This window comes from Natrialba chahannaoensis JCM 10990 (assembly GCF_000337135.1).
Classification (GTDB): Archaea; Halobacteriota; Halobacteria; order Halobacteriales; family Natrialbaceae; genus Natrialba; species Natrialba chahannaoensis.
The window spans coordinates 1-19,185 of the sequence record NZ_AOIN01000069.1 but is presented as its reverse complement, the minus strand read 5'-3'; the positions used below and the strand labels follow the sequence as shown (position 1 = coordinate 19,185).

At 60.2% G+C, this 19,185-nt stretch carries 16 protein-coding genes; 6 read left to right on the top strand and 10 right to left on the bottom strand.

Features of this window, described 5'->3' with window-relative positions; translation table 11 throughout:
• Positions 1-108: 108 nt before the first annotated feature.
• Positions 109-675 carry a hypothetical protein gene (locus C482_RS13245; protein ID WP_006168145.1) on the bottom strand — a complete coding sequence of 189 codons (567 nt, stop codon included), beginning with the start codon at positions 673-675 and terminating at the stop codon, positions 109-111.
• A 420-nt stretch (positions 676-1,095) separates the two neighbouring features.
• On the opposite strand from C482_RS13245, the gene C482_RS13240 reads away from it, so the two are divergent.
• Positions 1,096-1,404, top strand: a complete 309-nt coding sequence (locus tag C482_RS13240; RefSeq protein WP_006168144.1) for a hypothetical protein — start codon at positions 1,096-1,098, stop codon at positions 1,402-1,404.
• A gap of 369 nt (positions 1,405-1,773) precedes the next feature.
• On the opposite strand, the gene C482_RS13235 is transcribed toward C482_RS13240, so the two are convergent.
• Complete coding sequence (locus tag C482_RS13235) at positions 1,774-3,291, bottom strand: hypothetical protein (RefSeq protein WP_083858620.1); 1,518 nt, start codon at positions 3,289-3,291, stop codon at positions 1,774-1,776.
• A gap of 689 nt (positions 3,292-3,980) precedes the next feature.
• Here C482_RS13235 and C482_RS13230 point away from each other — a divergent pair.
• Positions 3,981-4,355, top strand: a complete 375-nt coding sequence (locus tag C482_RS13230; RefSeq protein WP_006168142.1) for a hypothetical protein — start codon at positions 3,981-3,983, stop codon at positions 4,353-4,355.
• Positions 4,356-4,449: 94 nt separating this feature from the next.
• Here C482_RS13230 and larC read toward each other — a convergent pair whose 3' ends face one another.
• Positions 4,450-5,832 carry a nickel pincer cofactor biosynthesis protein LarC gene (larC, locus tag C482_RS13225; RefSeq protein ID WP_006168141.1) on the bottom strand — a complete coding sequence of 461 codons (1,383 nt, stop codon included), beginning with the start codon at positions 5,830-5,832 and terminating at the stop codon, positions 4,450-4,452.
• 255 nt (positions 5,833-6,087) lie between these two features.
• On the opposite strand from larC, the gene C482_RS13220 reads away from it, so the two are divergent.
• The gene (locus tag C482_RS13220) at positions 6,088-8,316 is read left to right on the top strand and encodes a CDC48 family AAA ATPase (protein WP_006168140.1); all 2,229 of its coding nucleotides are present in this window, start codon (positions 6,088-6,090) and stop codon (positions 8,314-8,316) included.
• A 615-nt stretch (positions 8,317-8,931) separates the two neighbouring features.
• Positions 8,932-9,183: a hypothetical protein gene (locus C482_RS13215; protein ID WP_049896726.1), complete on the top strand. Its 252-nt coding sequence runs from the start codon at positions 8,932-8,934 to the stop codon at positions 9,181-9,183.
• A 324-nt stretch (positions 9,184-9,507) separates the two neighbouring features.
• On the opposite strand, the gene C482_RS13210 is transcribed toward C482_RS13215, so the two are convergent.
• The 7 genes from C482_RS13210 to C482_RS13180 form a co-directional block, all read right to left on the bottom strand.
• Positions 9,508-10,446, bottom strand: a complete 939-nt coding sequence (locus C482_RS13210) for a DMT family transporter (protein ID WP_006168138.1) — start codon at positions 10,444-10,446, stop codon at positions 9,508-9,510.
• 131 nt (positions 10,447-10,577) lie between these two features.
• Positions 10,578-10,955, bottom strand: a complete 378-nt coding sequence (locus C482_RS13205) for a DUF7344 domain-containing protein (protein WP_241431925.1) — start codon at positions 10,953-10,955, stop codon at positions 10,578-10,580.
• 200 nt (positions 10,956-11,155) lie between these two features.
• Positions 11,156-12,619, bottom strand: a complete 1,464-nt coding sequence (locus C482_RS13200) for an ABC transporter ATP-binding protein (RefSeq protein WP_006168136.1) — start codon at positions 12,617-12,619, stop codon at positions 11,156-11,158.
• Positions 12,616-13,905, bottom strand: a complete 1,290-nt coding sequence (locus tag C482_RS13195; protein WP_006168135.1) for an ABC transporter ATP-binding protein — start codon at positions 13,903-13,905, stop codon at positions 12,616-12,618. Before C482_RS13195 ends, C482_RS13200 begins: the two co-directional genes overlap by 4 nt.
• A 1-nt stretch (position 13,906) precedes the next feature.
• On the bottom strand, positions 13,907-14,917 hold the full coding sequence (locus tag C482_RS13190) for an ABC transporter permease (RefSeq protein ID WP_006168134.1): 1,011 nt from the start codon (positions 14,915-14,917) through the stop codon (positions 13,907-13,909).
• Positions 14,914-15,903: an ABC transporter permease gene (locus tag C482_RS13185; protein ID WP_006168133.1), complete on the bottom strand. Its 990-nt coding sequence runs from the start codon at positions 15,901-15,903 to the stop codon at positions 14,914-14,916. Before C482_RS13185 ends, C482_RS13190 begins: the two co-directional genes overlap by 4 nt.
• A gap of 221 nt (positions 15,904-16,124) precedes the next feature.
• The gene (locus C482_RS13180; RefSeq protein WP_006168132.1) at positions 16,125-17,681 is read right to left on the bottom strand and encodes an ABC transporter substrate-binding protein; all 1,557 of its coding nucleotides are present in this window, start codon (positions 17,679-17,681) and stop codon (positions 16,125-16,127) included.
• Positions 17,682-17,876: 195 nt separating this feature from the next.
• On the opposite strand from C482_RS13180, the gene C482_RS13175 reads away from it, so the two are divergent.
• Entirely contained in the window at positions 17,877-18,527 is a 651-nt protein-coding gene (locus tag C482_RS13175) for a ribonuclease H family protein (protein ID WP_006168131.1), read from the top strand.
• A gap of 86 nt (positions 18,528-18,613) precedes the next feature.
• The gene (locus C482_RS13170; protein WP_006168130.1) at positions 18,614-19,096 is read left to right on the top strand and encodes a DUF2240 family protein; all 483 of its coding nucleotides are present in this window, start codon (positions 18,614-18,616) and stop codon (positions 19,094-19,096) included.
• The last annotated feature ends 89 nt before the right edge of the window (positions 19,097-19,185 follow it).

Genomic DNA, 19,185 nt, shown 5'->3' with positions numbered 1-19,185 from the left:
CCGACTACGTCCTCGTTGTTATCTCTCGATGCGTGCTATTGCTCTCGAACCACACAAACAGTCCCGGCGAAACACACTCGTCACTGCTCTGGCCCCCACCCATACCCGTCAACACTGAATCGACGCCTCCGTCTCGATTCCGCTCGCACTAATCGTGAGCGCTGTCGTCCCTGTTGTACAGTCCGCTGGCTCCCAACTCACCGTCGTCTCGACGGTTGCCGCTTCAGTCTTTACTCCAAGACTGTAGGTACCACGTGCCCTGAGCTCAAGTACGACATCACCATCACTTGGTATCCGGAGCTCTCGGTCTAGTACACTCTCCCCGTCGTGTTCGAGTTTAACTGTCGCCGAGACACCGTCAGTCATCGCGTTTCGAATCCGAACGCTGTACACACCTGGCTTACTCTCCCAATTCTCACTCTCGTCCTCATCCCGGACCACTGCTCGCTCAAGTGCGTCGCTCTCGACGGACTCGAGTGCATCCGGGTGTCCGTGATTGGGTTCCGTGTCGGTAGGTGTTTCGTTTGTTTTGTTTGTTCCGTTTGTCCCGTTTGCTGGCGTCGAATCGGCCGACGAACTCGCATTGAGACAACCGGCGAGGAAGGCGAGGACGGCACTTCCGGAGAGTGCAGCGAACGTGCGTCTAGAAACTGTCGTTGTGACCAGCGAAGCCATAGCCAACGCGGCTACCGAAGTGCGAGTGCGACCCATACTGAGGGGCCACACGACCGGCGTAATGATAGTTTCTCACGAACGGGTAATAATCACTGTCGCTGATCTGTTCTCTCGCTGTGTTCGGCATCCCTATGTGTTTGAACGGTTATCGATTATTACCGTGTCTCGGCTCGTTCATCTTGCTGGTGAACTGACGCTGTCTGGTGACTCGATCGTACCCAGACGACGGCTGAGACGGCCTATCCTTTCACCTGGTAGGAACATCCTACCATTCGGACGCAGATTTCCATGTTGACTGAACGATAGGGTCTGGACGCAAACACTATGCTAGTCTGATAGAAGTTGCCGATTGTTGTGGAACAGAGGCCGAACACTATACCCGGTGGTAACGAGTCGACGATGCCCGCTGGGCACTGATCTATGACATCGCAACGATGGTCCGCTTCGATCAGACGTGTCGCAACGCTCGTAGTCGTCGCCAGCCTGCTCGCAACAACGGTTACCGCAGGTGTGGCGGCGAGTCCAGATGAAGAGACCTCTATCGTCACTGAGGAGGTCAATGTCGAAGAAAACCTGGAGGAGACCACCGAAGAGTCGATCGTGAATGAGACAACCGAGACCAGTCCAGACGGTGATATCCCTTCGTTTGACGCGACTCCTGACGTCGAGCCACCAACGATACCAACCGAGTCGGATGAGTCGCTGTTCGGTGGCCTGCTCCCGTTCTGAGCCGCTCGTTCAGCACTGACTCGGTCGGTAGCGTTTCTTCCCTTCCGACCTGCTGTCCTTCTGTCACTCTGTACTCGTGGTGTTCCCGATCTTCACAGCTAGTCGAGTTGATCTTGTTGGCGTTGACAGACGTATTGAGTGTACAAAAACGGTCAGACACGGTGATTGAGAACACAAAATTGACCGTCGGTGACGTGAACCACGTGCGAACTGGACTTCCGCGTGCGTGGAACGGTACTTACCCATCAATCCAATCAGGAGCCTGGATTCCTAACAGAACTGCCGCTGTCGTTCTCACGAGGAGCACAGCGAAGAAACGAGAAAGAGTCGAATCGCGGATACGGGCGAACGTATGCGCTGAAGCGCGAATTAGGCTCCGGCCCAGACGTTCGTTGCGGAGACTGCTCCGAACTGAACGTTTTCGTTCTCCTGGAGCGTCACCTGTGCGGAGCCGGCGCTGCCACCGTCTTCGGCGACGGCGACTGCGGCCTGCTGCTCGTTGATGTTCTCCTGGAGGACGTACTGGATCTGTTCGATCTGTGTGGTTGCGTCCTGCTCAACCTCGTTGGTCTGTTGTGCATCGTAGTCGAACGCCATACCTGGCGCGTCCGTGACCTCACCGCCACTCAGCGTCATGCTGGTGGTTTCGGAGTGGATGGTACTGTCGTGGACGTAGCCGGGTCCAGCGTAGACGTTCAGCGCGTCAGCGAAGCCGATCTGTGCGTTGAGGTTCTGCTGGGTGGCGAGCTGGACTGCGGTGGCGTCGCTGCCGTTCGTTGCGATCGCCATCGCGGTGCTCTGGAGGTTGACGTTCATCTGTTCGACCTCCTGGGCCTGGTTGACAGCGGAGGTTGCGGTCTGTATGTCATCGCCCTTCTTGTGGTCCTTGTCCTTCTTGTCCTTCTTGTCCTTCTTATCGTCGTGCTTCTTGTCGTCGCCGAGTTCGCTCATGGCCTGTGCGGCATCCTCCATGGCGGCGGCGTCATCGACACCAGCCGATGCGATGCTCATCCCGGCGAGTGAGGTGAGGACGTTCGAAGCGTCGGCAGCACCGAACTGCTCGTTGAAGTTCATCTGCTCGGTGAGCTGGATCGCCGTTGCGGTGCTGTTCTCACCGACGGCGATTGCGACGGCGCTATCCTGCTGGTTGACGTTCTCCTGGGAGGCTGACTGTCCCTGGTTGACCGTGGCGTCAGCGGATTGGTCGATGAAGTCACCGCCACCAGCGTAGACGTTCGTTGCGTTCGCGACTCCTTGCTGGAGGTTCTGGTTCGTTTGCTGGGACTGCTGAATTGCGAGCGCTTCGCTCTCGTTGTCTGCGAGGGCAAACGCGGTACTCTGGTCGTTGTAGTTCAGCTGACCGACGTACTGGCTCTGAGTCACTTCGGCTTCAGCAATCTGGTCGACATCGGTGTCAACCTTATCCTTGTGGCCCTTCTTCTCGGCAACACCCCAGCCGTCGTAGTGCTTGCCGTCACCGTTGCCGATGACGATGTTGACGGTGCCGACGTCCTCGAAGATCGTCGTCTCACCCGGGATGTTCTGGGCGAGTGCCTCACCGAACTGCTCGTTGTCGTTATACTGGGTCGCATCCTGTACCGCAGTCGCCTGGCCACCGTCGATCGAGATCGAGGTCGCATTCGACTGCTGGTTGATGTTGACCTGTTCGACCTCCTGGTACTGGTTCACCGTCGCATCGACCTCACCGGCGACGTGTGCTTCGATGTACTCGTCGAGTGTCATCCCGTCGAGTTCAGCACCGAAGACCAGGTACAGTTCTTCACCGTTCTCGAGTGCGTGAACGTCTCCACTCGTACTCACGTCCTCGCCAGCGGCTGCTGCGGGGGCACCCATTGCGATCATCGATAGGGCGACGATACACGCCATCAGGACGGTCGTATACTGTGACCGTCTCGTCGTTGTGTTACTCATGTTTCGTTTGATCTGAGCCGTGAGAGTCTTTTGTTTCTGCATCTCCACGGCGCAAACCTTCGTATCCGGATGACAGACTTTGTTATCTGGTTGTTGTCGAACTGATGGAAGGGCCTACCGAGTGGAAGACACCGACTTCTGACCCGAATGGAGTGCTTTCGACGGTTCCAAGAGACGAAACGACTGAGTGTTCACCCCCTCTCAGACGTCGTCTACGGGGCCACAACCGCCCAGTTGGTACTCATCGTATCTGTACGGTCACAGACCGATGATTGTTACAGCAGCCAAAGTAGGGCATTACCGCACGCAAAACAGTCAACCTATACCTGCGTTCAGTTGTCTGCTCGTGTCGTCACCGTTCAGCGGTGGTCTCCGCCCGAATCGAAAGACTACCGATGTCGTTCCGCAGAAACACGGGTTTCACTGTCGTTGTATGGTGGCGCACACGGCGATAGTTTCGGCTTCAATTGCGCTAATCGGAGTATTCGCCGTGAAACCGTTGTTCGGGTTGAAGTGGTCCTCGCTGGTGTGTTGTGACCGGGCAACGCGCCACAGCAACCGGGGTTCACCAGTGGCTTGGCCACTGAACTCGTCGTTACGAGCGGCCCCGTTCTGCCGTGGAGCGTGCCTCAGGATTACAACACATGAAGCGAACACTCGCAATTACACTGACGGTAGCGCTCATTGGCAGCCTCATGTTCATGGGGTTCGCCGGCACGGCAGCGGCACAGAACGTCGACCAGGAGACGGGTGACGCGACCGTCGAAATCGGCATTGATCAGGAGAACAACAACGCCCAGATAGGTATCGCTGAGTCGTACTCCAGTGCGTTCGCCCTCGGAGCATCGGCCTCTGACGCCAAGTACGGTGGCTCGCCTGCCGCTTCTGCCTTCAGTGCATCCAATGCTGAAGTGAACCAGGACCAGACCGCGGTTCAGGTTAACAACGCTGAAGTCAGTGACGTGACGGCCGAGAGCGGTGACAACATCAACGTTGGCGACATTGACGTTGGCCTCTAACGGATAACCACGCGTAACGCCGTTTCGAACACATTTCTTCCAATTTTCGCCCGAGTCCGTCGTACTCTTGTCTCGCCATCCGTTCGATAGATCGCTACTCCAGTTCCAACGCTGACTGCTCGGCGCACTCGAGTACCGTCCGAATCGCGACACCTGCCTCCGACGCCACTTGAGCCGCCTCGTCGTACTCTGCACTCATGTCGTACACCTCGCCATCGCTATCACGCGCGATTTTGACTGTCACCTCGTAGCGCTCGCCACCGAACTCGACTGTGACCGTTTCGAACTCACGATCGGCGATCCAGCGGTGGGTGACACCTGCGTCACGAACACCCAACGTGCCTGTTTCCTCGGCGAGTCGCCGTGCAACCCGTCTTCGATCTTCGGGCTTGCAAATCACCTTCACCAGATGGCCCGGTCGAGATTTCTTCATCGTCACCGGCAGAATCGAGACATCCCGCGCACCTGCCGCAGCTAAGGTTTGCTGGAGGCCACCCAGCACTTCCGGCGTCGCGTCGTCGAGGTTCGTCTCGAGTACCGCGATGTCATCCTTGTACAGGCCGCCGGCTCCCTCGCCGACCAGCACTCGGAGGACGTTCGGGTGGGGGTCGAGGTCGTAGCCGCCCGCGCCGTACCCGGCGGCCGTTACGTCGAGTTCGGGGAGGGAATCGACGCCGTCGGCGAAGTGCGCGAGGATCGCCGCCCCGGTGGGTGTGAGCAGTTCGGCGTCGACAGGCCCGCCGCGAAGCGCCCAGTCGGCCTCTTGGGCAATTTCGACGACCGCAGGTGCGGGAATCGGGTACTCGCCGTGGGCCATCGAGGCCGTCCCGCCACCGGTCGACAGCGGCGTGGTGACGATGCGCTCCGGCGCGAGATCGTGCACCAGCGCCGCCGCCCCGACGATGTCCGCGATGGCGTCGTCCGCGCCGACCTCGTGAAAGTGGATGTCCTCGAGTGCCTTGCCGTGGACGCTGGCCTCGGCTTCACCGAGGCGTTTGAAGATGGCGAGTGCGTCGCGTTCGACGGGGTCGGGGAGGGCCATGTTTTCGACGATGGTGCGGACGTCGGTGTAGCTGCGGTGGGGGCCGTGTCCTTCGGCGGGGGTATGGGTGTGTGTCTGGTCGTCGTGTGTGTGCTCATGCGAATGGTCATGGCTGTGGGTATGGGTATGCTTGCGGTCGTGGTCGTGGTCGTGGGTATGCTCGTGATTACCATCGTCGTGGCCATGGCCGTGATGATCCTGTCCATGACCATGCTCATCGTCATGCTCGTCGTGCTCATCGGGTTCCCCAGTCAACATCACATCCACTGTCGTCCCCGAAATCCCACACCGAACCGTCTCGTCGATCTGATACGCGACATCGAGTTCGTCCGTAATGGACTCGAGTACGTCCGGGTCGGCACCAGCATCCAGCAAGGCGGCGAGGATCATGTCGCCGCTTGCACCCATGCGGCCGTCGAAGGCGAGAACGGTCATACAGAGAGAAGGGGTAGCGTGTGCAAAAAACCACGCTTCCCCGGCGTCTTCCCCCAGTGGTGCTGTGTGAGCGTGCCCGCAAACTCATTCGAGGTACGTGAGTGTCACGCTGGTTCTCTCAAATCACACCGCCGTCGACACTTCTATGTATCTACCTGCCAAACATAGCTTTGGTAGCACCTAGCAAACTTTGACGAGCAAAAAACCTATCCGATCCGGAATCGGAGTCACAGACATTGCCGTGCATCCTGAATCATGAATGAAGTTCAACTGGAGGTTGCGAAGGCGTACCCGAACGACTCGGGTCGTGGTATCGCCCGACTCGACCCGGACACGCTGTTGCATTTGAAGCTGAGTCCGGGCGACATAATCGAGATCGAAGGTGCAGATACGACTGCCGCGAAGGTGTGGCGTGCAGACCGGCAGGACTGGAACACGGATACCGTCCGAATCGATGGCTTCACGCGACAGAACGCCGACGTGGGTATCGGCGAGCGAGTCACCATTCGGAAGGCAGAAGCGACAAAGGCGGACAAACTCACGCTCGCGCCGCCGGAAGAGGCATCGGTGCAGTTTGGGTCCGATGCGGCTGGCATGGTCAAACGCCAGATCCTGAAGCGGCCGGTCGTCGGCCGCGACATCGTGCCCGTGATGAGTTCGACGAACCACCCGTTCATGCGCTCGCCGGGTCAGGCGATTCCCCTGATTGCCGTCGAGACTGAACCAGAGGGCGTCGTCCTCATCACCGAAGACACTGATGTCGAACTCCGAGAGGAACCGATTTCGGGCTTCGAGAAGACTGGCGGCGGGATCACCTACGAGGATATCGGCGGACTCCAGGGTGAAATCCAGCGCGTGCGGGAGATGGTCGAACTCCCGATGAAACATCCACAGATCTTCAAGAAATTGGGGATCGAGCCGCCACAAGGTGTCCTCTTACACGGCCCACCAGGGACCGGGAAGACCCTCCTCGCGAAGGCCGTGGCCAACGAGACCTCCGCGTCGTTCTTCTCGATCGCCGGCCCGGAGATCATCTCGAAGTACTACGGTGAATCCGAGCAACAGCTCAGGGAAATCTTCGAGGACGCGAGCGAGGAGTCGCCCGCGATCATCTTCATCGACGAACTCGACTCCATCGCGCCAAAACGCGAAGACGTCACCGGCGAGGTCGAACGCCGCGTCGTCGCCCAGTTGCTGACGATGATGGACGGCCTCGAGGCCCGCGGACAGGTCATCGTCATCGCGGCGACGAACCGCGTCGACAGCGTCGACCCCGCGCTTCGCCGACCGGGCCGCTTCGACCGTGAAATCGAGATCGGTGTCCCGGACGAGGTCGGCCGCGAGGAGATCCTGCAGATCCACACCCGCGGGATGCCTCTCTCAGACGATGTCGCGCTCTCACACCTGGCCGATGAGACCCACGGCTTCGTCGGCGCTGACATCGAGAGCCTGACCAAGGAGGCGGCAATGAAGGCGCTTCGGCGCTACCTCCCCGAGATCGATCTGGACGAGGAGGACATCCCGCCGAGCCTGATCGACCGGATGATCGTCAAGCGCAAGGACTTCCGCGGCGCACTCGGCGAGGTCGAACCCTCGGCGATGCGAGAAGTCCTGGTCGAACTGCCCAAGATTTCCTGGGACGATGTCGGGGGCCTCCACGATGCCAAAGAGCAGGTCCAGGAGTCTGTCGAGTGGCCGCTCAACAACCCCGATCGCTTTAGTCGGCTGGGCATCGATCCGCCGGCGGGCGTCCTGCTGTACGGGCCGCCCGGAACCGGGAAGACGCTCATGGCGAAAGCAGTCGCCAACGAGACCAACGCGAACTTCATCTCGGTTCGTGGCCCACAGCTGCTTTCCAAGTGGGTCGGCGAATCGGAGAAGGCCATTCGGCAGACCTTCCGCAAGGCCCGACAGGTCTCCCCGACGGTGATCTTCTTCGACGAACTCGACGCGCTCGCCCCCGGCCGCGGTGGCGAAACCGGGTCGAACGTCTCCGAACGCGTCGTCAACCAGCTCCTGACGGAACTGGATGGCCTCGAAGAAATGGAGGACGTGATGGTGATCGGCGCGACGAACCGACCGGACATGATCGACCCCGCACTGCTGCGCTCGGGTCGATTCGACCGGCTCGTCATGATCGGCGAACCCGATGTCGACGGCCGCGAACGGATCCTCGACATCCATACGCAGGACACGCCGCTGGCCGCAGACGTCACCCTCCGTGAGATCGCCGAAATCACGGACGGCTACGTCGGCAGCGACCTCGAGTCGATCGCCCGCGAGTCAGCCATCGAGGCCCTGCGCGAGGACCACGAGGCCGACATCGTGGAGATGCGCCACTTCCGACAGGCGATGGAGAACGTCCGTCCGACGATCACGGACGACATCCTCGACTACTACGAGCGCATCGAAGAGGAATTCAAGGGCGGCTCGAGTGGCCCCGACCCGACCGGCCGCCGCGGCAGTCGGATCGGCTTCCAGTAGTAGTCTCGCCTGTTCGACTCGGGGTGTACTCGAGTCGAGCCGCTGATCGCGAGCCCTGTTCGGTTACCGAGATTCGGCCCGTCTTTTCGTTCCATGCTGTTCTGTCGTCGCTTCGTTTGTCCGCTGCGTTGTCCTGCCCAGTGATGACTCGCCTCTTCCGTTCTGAGCCATGTTCTGAGTGACTACCCTGTCTGTGGGCAGTCGGATCGTGAGTGTGGGGTTGCGGAGTAAGCTGTTCCTTACCGACTGCTAATACAGTCTTAGTCCCGTTCGCTGTAGCCGTCCGTCTCGCATACCGTTCTCACACCATGAATTCCGTTCGGTTGTACTGGGGACGGCCACTGTAACGGGTATCCGCCACTCTCGCACCGGTTTCGCACTCACCTATCATTCGCTTTCGGCTGAATTGTCTCGAATGCGTTCGAATGTACCGAAACAGTCGCCGTTCTATATCACGGCGCTCGTCCAGTCACTAACCAATCGTCGATGTCAGAGTCCTCTATTGGCGCTGACCAGTCTGCTGGATCGTCGTCGACATCGGACCCGCAAGCGAATCGAGAACAGCACGAATCAAACGCCTCCCGTGCAGACCGGGCCACTACACCGACTCACCAGATGAATCAGGCAGACAGAACCACCCGTCCGTCGGCGGAGCGTCGCGCAGCCGCGCCACAAAAATACCCGCTTTCGCTCCGCGTTCGCGCACTCGCGTTCTGGTCTGCGATCGCCCTCCCGATTATTTACATCCCACTGTTGTTTACTGGTCTCTCAACCTGGGTCGAAACGACGATGTTTCTTCTCTTGCTCGGCTGTAATCTGGTCGCACTCTACGTCGGCCACGAACACTGTCAGTCGAACGGTCGCTAATTTGGGGTCCTTGCTGTGCAACGACGTTGAAAGAAGGCGCTCAGCGGGTGCGTTATTATGAATTATACACAATCCATAATAGGGTGTCCCAATCGACGACGCCGTCCGAGACGCCACCAACTGAGCAACTTCGAGCGCTTGTTGATCTGCTGGAAAATCCAACGCTCGCTCAGATCTATACGTACGTCCTTCAGACTGATAGCGCGAGTGTCGAGGATATAACCGCAGCTGAGTTTTCGACGTAATGACTCTGATAGATCACTGGGAAGCACCAACGTCTGAGATCACAAGAGAGTAACCGAGACGCTAGCGCGACAGGATCGGTTAGTCATCGGTACCCGTACTCGAGTCCTCCCCTCGAGTACGACCGAGCGTCTCACGAATCGCCCGTCGTTTGACGAGGACGAACCCGAGTGCGATGAGGAGAAAGCCAACCAGCGTCGCGGCGTCGACGACTTCGTCGAGGTAGAGCCAGCCCGCGATTACGGTAAAGATTGGGGCAACGTAGGAAACCATGTTAATTTCGACGGCACCGAGACGCTCCAAGAGGTCGAAATACAGCAGGAAGCCGAGCGCGCTCGCCACGACGGCGAGGTAGCCGAGTGCGCCGAGTGCCTGCGGGTCGGTCCAGGCCGACGGTTCGATCGGTTCCCGAAGAGCGAGACTGATGAGGTGCATCAGGAGTGCGCCGCCGAGCATCGACCAGGCTTCCATCGTCTCGATCGGCAACGCAGCATCGATACGGCGGGTGAGGACGCTGCCGAGTGCGAACGCGGTCGCCGCACAGAAGACCAGCACCTTGCCGATGACGTCTGGTGCGAACAGGTCGCCGGTTTCTGGCTGTGAGATAATTGCGACACCAATGAGTCCGAGGCCGACGCCGACGATACCGAGTGCTGAGAGCGCATCCGAGGGCATCAGCAGACGAGCGAAGCCGGTTGTCAGGACGGGTGAGAGACTTACGAGAATCGCGGCTGCGGCGGCGGTCGTGTGCTGCTGGCCGACGAACAGAAATGCGTGGTAGGCTGCGATTAAAAGCGTCGCCCCGACGGCGACAACGGCCCACTCTGCGCGTCCGGTCGGGTACCAGTCGTCGACGGCGTAGGCCGCGTAGACGAGCATCAGGATGCCGGCGATATCGTAGCGCAAGGCGGCGAACAGCACCGGCGGGAAGTGGTCGAGACCGGCGCTGATAGCGACGAATGCGGTACCCCAGGCGGCAGCGAGAGCGAGAAAGAGTCCGGTGTTCCTAGCGCGGCTCACAGCGATACTCGCCGTTCGGTGACACTATCTGTTGCGATTCGGTGACGGTCTCCGTTGACAACAAAGGGATAGTACAACTGCCGAGTAACAGACGAACTGCTGTCACAACGGTCGAGTCGCCGGCCGCCTGGCTACAGCGTCGCTCGCTTTCGCAACTCCGGATGTTCTTCTGTCTGCCTGAACTGCTCGAGCAGCGGCTTGATGTCCTCGAAACCGTCGTCGAGGACGATGTCACCGCTCCGGAGGTCGTAGTCGATAATCTCGTAATCCGCCAGCCGCGGCAGGTGGTTGTGGATCAGCGAAATATATACCTGCTGGCGCGTCTCTTCGTCGACAGCGTCGTACCCTCCTTGCCCGTCGCCCTCGAGCTCCCAGGCTGCAATCTGGTCGATGAGGTCGTCGATATTCGCTCGGCGACCGTCCGACAGTTGATACAGCAGATACCGACGTTCCAATTTTGACAGCAGTGAGCACGCTGCTTCCATCCGAGCGGCGCTTGAGTGTTTCATATCTGTGCCAAGCTAGTGACGGTATTACACCTACTGCCAATACAGATTGGGTTCGTTCGTTCACGATTTTGAACGTGTACCGCAATTCCGGTGATGTGGCACCTCTTCGACGAGAAATAACCGTCTCGTGTGAAAAACATCACAATTCAATTCGCAGTCGTTGAACACTCTGCACTCGCTGAATATTGGTGTGTGAGTGTTCAGGACCAGGTATCTGGATCGATCGCGTTTTCTCCGGTACCTGCCTCACCGTAAAGATGACAGGCCACCGGATGCGCACCCTCGCCGAGACCCGGATTCTCGCGCTCACAAACGCTTTCGTACTCCATCCGCAGGGTGGACTCTGCTGCCTCCCAATCGGAGTCTGCTAGTTCGGCGAGTGCCTCGTCGACGACCTCGCGGTGTCGGCCCGGCAACGGCTCGTCGAACAACCGCTCGTGGAGCAGGTCGACGAACGCCGGCACGTCCGCCGATGGAACCGAACCATCCTCGAACTCGATCTGCTCGCCACCGACCGTCTCGAGTGAGATGTCTCGGTTCTCGATTCGCTCGCGGGCGGTCATGATCTCGCGGAAGGTCTCTTGCTCAATCTGTAGGTCCTCCGGCGGAATCACCATCGGACACCGTGTCCGGAACCGACAGCCACTGGGCGGATCGCGTGGCGAGGGCACGTCTCCTGCGAGCGTCTCCCGGTCGCGCTCTCGCTCCTCCGTCGTCGCTCTCGGGACGCTCTCGAGTAGCGCCTTCGTGTAGGGGTGTTTCGGATCGTCGAACAGCTCTTCGACGGGGCCGATTTCGACGATTTCACCAAGATACATCACGGCAACCCGATCACAGATGTGGCGAATCACCGAGAGGTCGTGGCTGATGAGCAGGTACGTGAGGTCGAACTCGTCCTGAAGGTCCTCGAGTAGGTTCAGTACCTGCGCCTGCACGGAAACGTCGAGTGCGCTTGTCGGCTCGTCGAGGACGAGAAACTCCGGCTCGAGTGCGAGTGCGCGGGCGATGCCGATTCGCTGGCGCTGGCCGCCGGAGAACTCGTGAGGGTAGCGGTCAAGCTGGTCGGTCGAGAGGCCGACGCGCTCGAGGAGGTCTCGAACGCGAGCACGGCGTTCGTCGGTGGTACCGACGTCGTGGATGTCGAGTGGCTGCTGGACGATGTCGCCGATCGTCATCCGCGGATCGAGACTCGAAAACGGGTCCTGGAAGACGACCTGTGCACTCTGTCGGAAGTCGGTGACTGCTCCGTTGTCCATCTCGTAGACGTTCTCACCGCCGAACTCAACGCGGCCGCCGGTCGGCTCTTGCAGGCGCAACAGGGTTTCGCCGGTCGTCGACTTTCCACAGCCGGATTCACCGACGAGCCCGAGCGTCTCGCCCTCGTAGATGTCGAAACTCACGCCGTCGACGGCGCGGACGGCGACCGGTTCGCCGCCCAGCAGTCGGTCCAGCAGGGAGTCGTTCTCCCAGAAGTACTTTTCGAGGTTCTGGACGCTGACCAGCGGTGCTTCAGCACCCGTTGCGGCCGAGGTGGTAGTGTGGGCGTCACTGTCGGCTGACGATCTGGATGTAGTGCCAGCTCCGGCTCCCGAGCCGGCAGTGTCCACTCCAGACTCTGTTCCTGCTGTCTCAGCTGCGTGTTCGCGTTGCTCGTCGGAACTCATCGGGACTCACCTCCAACTTCGTCGATCGTCGTCTGTGGCTGCGTTCGTTCCTCTGGCGGTTCCCCCGCTGACCGGTCGGGATCCTCGTGTTTGTCTCCCGCTGGTCGTTCGGTTTCGTCAAAATAACCCGTCGGAAGCGAATCCTGCTCGTCGTAGGAACGCTCTGCGAGTACACACCGGACGGTATGGTCGTCGCTGCCTGCTGCAGCGTACTCGGGTGGATGCTCCAGACACTGATCCATTGCCTTCGGACAGCGGTCAGCGAAGTGACACCTATCTCCCATTTCGTGATCGAGCAAGCTTGGCACGTTTCCGCCGATTGGCTGGAGCCGCCCGCCGGCACTCGCCAGATCCGGGATCGACCCGAGCAGCCCCTCCGTGTAGGGATGGACATGGTCGTCGAAGACATCCTCGAGTGTCCCCCGCTCGACGATCTCGCCGGCGTACATCACGCCTACACGGTCGCACATCCGCGCGACGACACCCAGATTGTGCGTGATCAGCAGGATTGTCATCCCGTTCTCTTCCTGTAGCTCGTCGAGCAGGTCGAGGATCTGGGCCTGAATCGTCACGTCGAGTGCCGTTGTCGGTTCGTCGGCGACGAGCACGTCCGGCTCACCCGCAAGCGCCTGGGCGATCATCGCCCGCTGGAGCATCCCACCCGAGTACTCGTGTGGATACTCGTCGGCTCGCTCGACGGGGTCCGGAATGCCGACTAACTCGAGTAGCTCGATCGCTCGCTCCCGGCTTTCGTCGGTGACGAATCGCTGGGAGGGGAGCATCGTCGAGAGCAGGTAGTTGCCAAAGGAGTAGTCGGCCGTCTGTGTCTTGGCCTTCGTCGAACGCGGGTTCGCACTGGCTCGTTGCTGGACCTCGACGGCTTCGGCAAGCTGTTCGCCGACGGTGAGGCTCGGATTGAAACTGCTCTCGGGGTCCTGAAAGATCATACTGAAGGAGGTTCCCCGGAGCGCCGTTCGTTGCTGTTCGGTGATCGAGAGCAGGTCGACGAAGTCGCCGTCGACGGCCTCCTCGTTGCCTTCGGCGACGCTGTCGGCAAGTTCGGCGTCGTTAAACCAGATTTCCCCGTCGGTGATCCGACCGGGTGACTCGATGAGGTCCATGAGCGAGCGAGCGGTCACGCTCTTTCCGCTGCCACTCTCGCCGACGATGCCGAAGACCTCGCCGCGTTCGATCCGGAAGTCGAGGTCGTCGACTGCGTTTACCTGTCCCTGTTCCGTGAAGAAGCGAGTCGAGAGTCCTTCGACGCGAATAATATCTTCAGTCATGTTAGACACCTCCCTCTCCCTCGATGTTCGGGTCGAGGGCGTCCCGGAGCCAGTCGCCGAGTAGGTTAATGCTGATTACGGCGAGCACGATCGCGACGCCTGGGATTGTCGAGATCCACCAGGCAGTTCGGAGGTAATCCTGTCCCTGGCTGATCTCGTACCCCCACGAGAGCGTCGTCCCGGAGAACCCGAGGTACGACAGCGAACTCTCGAGGAGGATGATCGCGGCGACCTGAATCGTTGCGAGCACGATGATCGGCGTGAGACTGTTCGGCAGCACGTGCTTGCGAAGCACGGTCCAGTTGCTCGCACCGAGGCTTCGTGCGGCTTTCACGTACTCTTCGTTGCGTATCGCGAGCGCCTCACCGCGGGCAACACGGGCGAACCACACCCAGTTGACGAGTGCAACAACGAGTGTGACGGTCCCGGGAAGCACCGCGTATTCAGGCATTCCCTCGGCGAACCCGGCCATAACGATCGGGTCCGGGATGTACTGGACACTTCTGCCGAACACCCCAATGAGGGCGATTGCGAGGACGAGCGACGGGAACGCGAGCATGATGTCCGCCACCCGCATCATCGAGTCATCCGTCCGGCCACCGAAGTAGCCCGCAACCAGCCCGAACGGCACGCCAAAGGCTGCCGCCAGGCCGGTTCCGATCAACCCGACGAGCAGCGACGTTCGCGCACCGAACAGCATTCGCGAGTAGACGTCCTGTCCGAGGTTGTTCGTCCCGAGCACGTGCTCAGACGTTGGCTGGACCGTGTGCGGGATGCGCTCACGGCCGTCATCGCCGTCCTCCCAGGCGTGGGTCTGGTAGTCAAATCCGATCGGTGGGTAGGAGCTCCCTTCCTCGTCGAAGTGACCGGTCTGGCCCGGATGATGTGTTGCGAGTATCGGTGCAAAGGTCGCGACCAGAATGATGACGAGCGCGATCGAAAGCCCGAGTTTCGCCATCAGGCTCTGGTCGAACTCCCGCTTCAGACTCGATTTGAGACGATCTGAAATCATTCGTCGACCACCCGCGGGTTGAGGTAGGCGTACAGCGAGTCGACCACGATGTTGATCACGACGAACCCGATCCCGATGAAGATGAGCACGCCCTGAATAACCGGCCAGTCACCGGCATAGAGGGCGTTTATCAGTCTCGTTCCGAGTCCTGGCCAGTCGAAAACCCACTCGGTAATGACCGCGCCACCGATGAGCGTCCCGAGCTGGAGGCCGAGCACTGTGATGATCGGAATCATCGTGTTCCGGAGGACGTGCTTGTATCTGATCAGCACGCTCGGGAGTCCCTTCGCTTCGGTCGCCGTCACGTAGGGCTTCCCGAGTTCGTCGACCATACCACTGCGCGTGAGTCGCGTAATAAGGGCTGTAAAGTACGTTCCAAGTGTGAGTGCGGGCAGCGTCATATGACGGAACCAGGTGATCAGGTCGTTGAAGTAGCCGGTCGTCACGAGCACGGTCACAGCTTCGACGAAGCCGACCGGTCGCTCGCTCACCGGGAACAGACCGAACTGCACCGAGAGGACGAGAATCAACATGATCCCCAGCCAGAAGTTCGGCGTACTAATCCCGACCAGCGAGAACATCGTTGCGCCGTAATCGGACGGCTCGTGGCGTCTGGTCGCGCTGATGACGCCGAGCGGGATCGCGATGACGATCGCGACGATCGTCGCGGCGATCGCTAACTCGAGTGTTGCGGGCACTCGTTCGATAACCATGGTCGTCACGTCGCGGCGAGACTGGTACGAGAATCCGAGGTCGCCGACCAGGATGCCCTGGAGGTACTCGATGTACTGAATGAGCAGCGGCTGGTCGAGTCCCATCTCCTCGCGAACCTGTTGACGGATTTCGGGGGATGTCGCCGGATCGACGATCAGGTCGACGGGGTCGCCAGGTGCGATAGCCCGAAGGCCGAAGGTGATCGTGACTACTCCCCAGACGACGAAGATACCCTGTAGTGTTCGTTTAATAAGGAATTTGGCAAGAGACATCGACTATGTATGCGTTCGAATCGTGTAAAGACGGATTGTCCGTTGGTATGCGTACTGTGCGTGTGTTTGCATTGGTCCGACGTGGGGTGTCGGTTCGTCACTGTGTGTCTGTTGTCTGTCGAGCGCTGATCGGCCAGCCGAAGCCGGCGAGACCGACAGTCCGACTCGGTGCGGGCGGCGCAGCGACTGACAGTGACCAGTGATGGTTCGGTTGTGGTTGTCTACCGCTGCATCTCGTCGAGGAAGATGCTTTCGTCGGCGCGTGGCTCCCAGTCGACATCAGAGCGGATGCCGTAGATACTCTCCTCGCGGTGCAGGAAGACCCACGGCGCTGCCTCGTAGAGCTCTGCGTTGATCTCCTGCAGGAGTTCTTCGCGCTCGTCCGGATCGTCGATACTCTGACTCTCGACGATCATCTCCTCGATGTCGTCGTCCATGAAGTTGTACGACGCCTGCCCCTCGACGAACCACGGGGTGAGGCCGTAGTCGCCGTCGTACGTCGGGTTCCCCCAGCCGATGAGGAAGAAGTCCGGCGACGTCGACGGATCACCGTCGAGCGAGGACTCGGTGAGGCTCTCGAAGTCGATGATCTGGAAGTCACAGGAGACGTTGTCCAATTGGTCGATCTGTTGGGCTGCCATCTCCGCAACCTCGGTGTCGTTGAGGTAGCGTCCCTCGGGCGACTCGAGCGTAATTTCAGCGCCTGCGTACCCGCTCTCTTCGATGAGTGCCTCGGCCTCATCGGGATCGTGTGGGTACGGCTCGAGGTCGTCGTTGTAGCCGAAGATCCCCTCGGGGATTGGCTGCGTGCTCGGTTCGCCGAAGCCGTCGAGCACGTTGCTGATGATGGAATCGACGTCGACCGCGTAGTTCATCGCCTGGCGGAACTCCTGGCTGTCGAACGGTTCGTCGTCGTTCGGCATGACCAGGAAGATGTTCCGGAGGCTGACGACCGACCGAATATCGGCATCGTCGGCCTCGTCGATTCCCGCGGTGTCCGTCGGCGGGACGTTGACGATCAGGTCGCTCTCGCCCGTCTCGAGTTCGGAGACTCGCGTGCTCGCCTCGCTGGCTGCACGGTAGCGGACGCGGTCGATATCGGGAACATCGCCCCAGTAATCGTCGAATGTCGTGTAAATAATGTCCTGATCCGGCGTGTACTCTTCGACCTGGTACGGCCCGGTTCCGTTCAGTTCCTCGTTGGCAGGCTGGTCCTGGTCTTCCATCCACTCCTCGCTGACGACGGTCGCGACTGTGGCGAGGTTGAACTCAACCAGCGACGCCACCGACTCGTGTTCGACGAGCACGGTCGTGTCGTCCTCGGCTTCAGCGCCGGTGACGCCAGGGTAGCGGTCGGCCTGTTCGCTGACGATTCCGACATCCTCGTCGACGGCACGGTTGATCGTGTACGCGACGTCCGAGGCGGTCATCTCTTGGCCCTCGTGGAACGTTACGTCGTCTCGAACCGTCAGCTCCATCGTGTTATCGTCGGGGTGGTCCCACTCCGTGACGACTCGTGGCTCGAGTTCGCCGTCGGGTGTGACGTCCCAGAGTGGCTCGTACACCTGATCAAGGACGTTGTACGTCGGCGAGTCGTTGTGGTCGTTCGGGTCGACCGTCGTGGCGAACTCCCCCTGCGTGACGACGAACTCGTCGTCACCGTCGCCGTTCGAGTCGTCGATACAGCCTGCAATTGCTGCAAGTCCAGCAATACTCGTCGCTGCTCCGGTCCGCTGTAGTAGCGTCCGGCGGTCGAGTGAATAATTGGCACCCTGCATACGTTGACTCATAGAAGGGATGTTATTTATATATACTGGTACGCCATCACATATCTCGTGTGGAAGTGTCCCATTTCTCGTGGTATTACGAACAAACACACACTTTCACGAAACATTCTGGAAGAGAACAGTGTCGTCAATTCAGCACCTGAAGCGTGCCACAAGTTTAAGTGCGACACAGGACGTACCACGAGTATGGCCGCTCACGGCCGGTCCGCACTGCGGGACCTGTTCGACGAGTCGCCGACGCCCCACATCGCCCACCCCCCGCGGACCCATCACCGAGACTTCTACGTCGCTACCGATGGGTCCTTCCGCCAGTCGGGTGGCGGGCTCGGCGCTGTCATCGAAACGCGCGACGGCACCCGCGTCGCCAGAGTTGCGACCGCGGATACGCCGCCGGACAACAACGTTGCCGAGTATCGGGCGCTCCATCTCGGGCTCGACGTACTCGCCGCACGCGCGCCAGAGGACGCATCTGTTGGTGTCCTCATCGACCACGACGCGCTCGCGAGTAACGTCAACAACACGATTCTGGCGACGAGCCACCCCGATGGGAAGCCGCCACAGCCGGTCTCGATTCCGGCCGCAACGCGCTATCACTGGCGTGGCATCCAGGCACGGCTCACCGGCTTCGGTGAGGTCCGTGCTGCCCAAATCGATAGCGATCAGAACCCGGCCCATCCGCTCGCGAACGCACCTGGACAGTACCAGCACGTCAACCGCGAACCCGACCGCTGTGTACTCCCAGAACCACCACAGTCAGAACCGTCCCCGACCGAGTTCCCGCCACCGTCTCGCGCAAACAGAAACAGTAGTGGCGGCGGCAGTCAGGCCTCTGACTGACGATACCACTATCCCATCGAATCACGTTCAAGCCGAGCGCAGCCGAACCGCCATCGTTATTTCGCCGCTCCAGAGAGTCGTCTCCGATGAGCCTTCGCGTCGCCGTCGCCGCCCCGTTCGTCCAGAACGGCACGAACCGACTCGAGGAGAACGAGTTCGTCGTCGCACTCTCGCTCGACCGTGACTGGTTCTCGCCCGACCAGTCGAAACGCCTGATCGACGTGGCGACGCAAGATGGGCTCCTCGAACCCGATGGAAACGAACTCGTCGCCGGGTTCGACCCGTCCGAGGTGACGATTCCAGAAGAGTTCGTCCCAGACGAAGACATCCTTACGGAGCGCTCTGCGTTCGAACGCGTCCTCGACGCGCTGGTCGCCGAAGGCATGGCCAAACACGAGGCCGTCGGCGCGATCAACACACTCCAGAGCGAACTCGGCGTCACGATCGAGACCGCGGCAGTGATCTACGCCCGTCGCGAGGGGATCGACATCGACGAGCTGGTTCCAGTTGCCCGTTCGGCACTCGTCACGGACAAGGATGGAGACGGGAACGGGAACGAAAACGGGTGAGCTTGACGTCCTCCCCGCGCTGAAGCGCGAGGATTCCCGACCGCGTTGGGATATTTAAGGTCTACGAGCGGACTTGTTTTCGAGGTGCG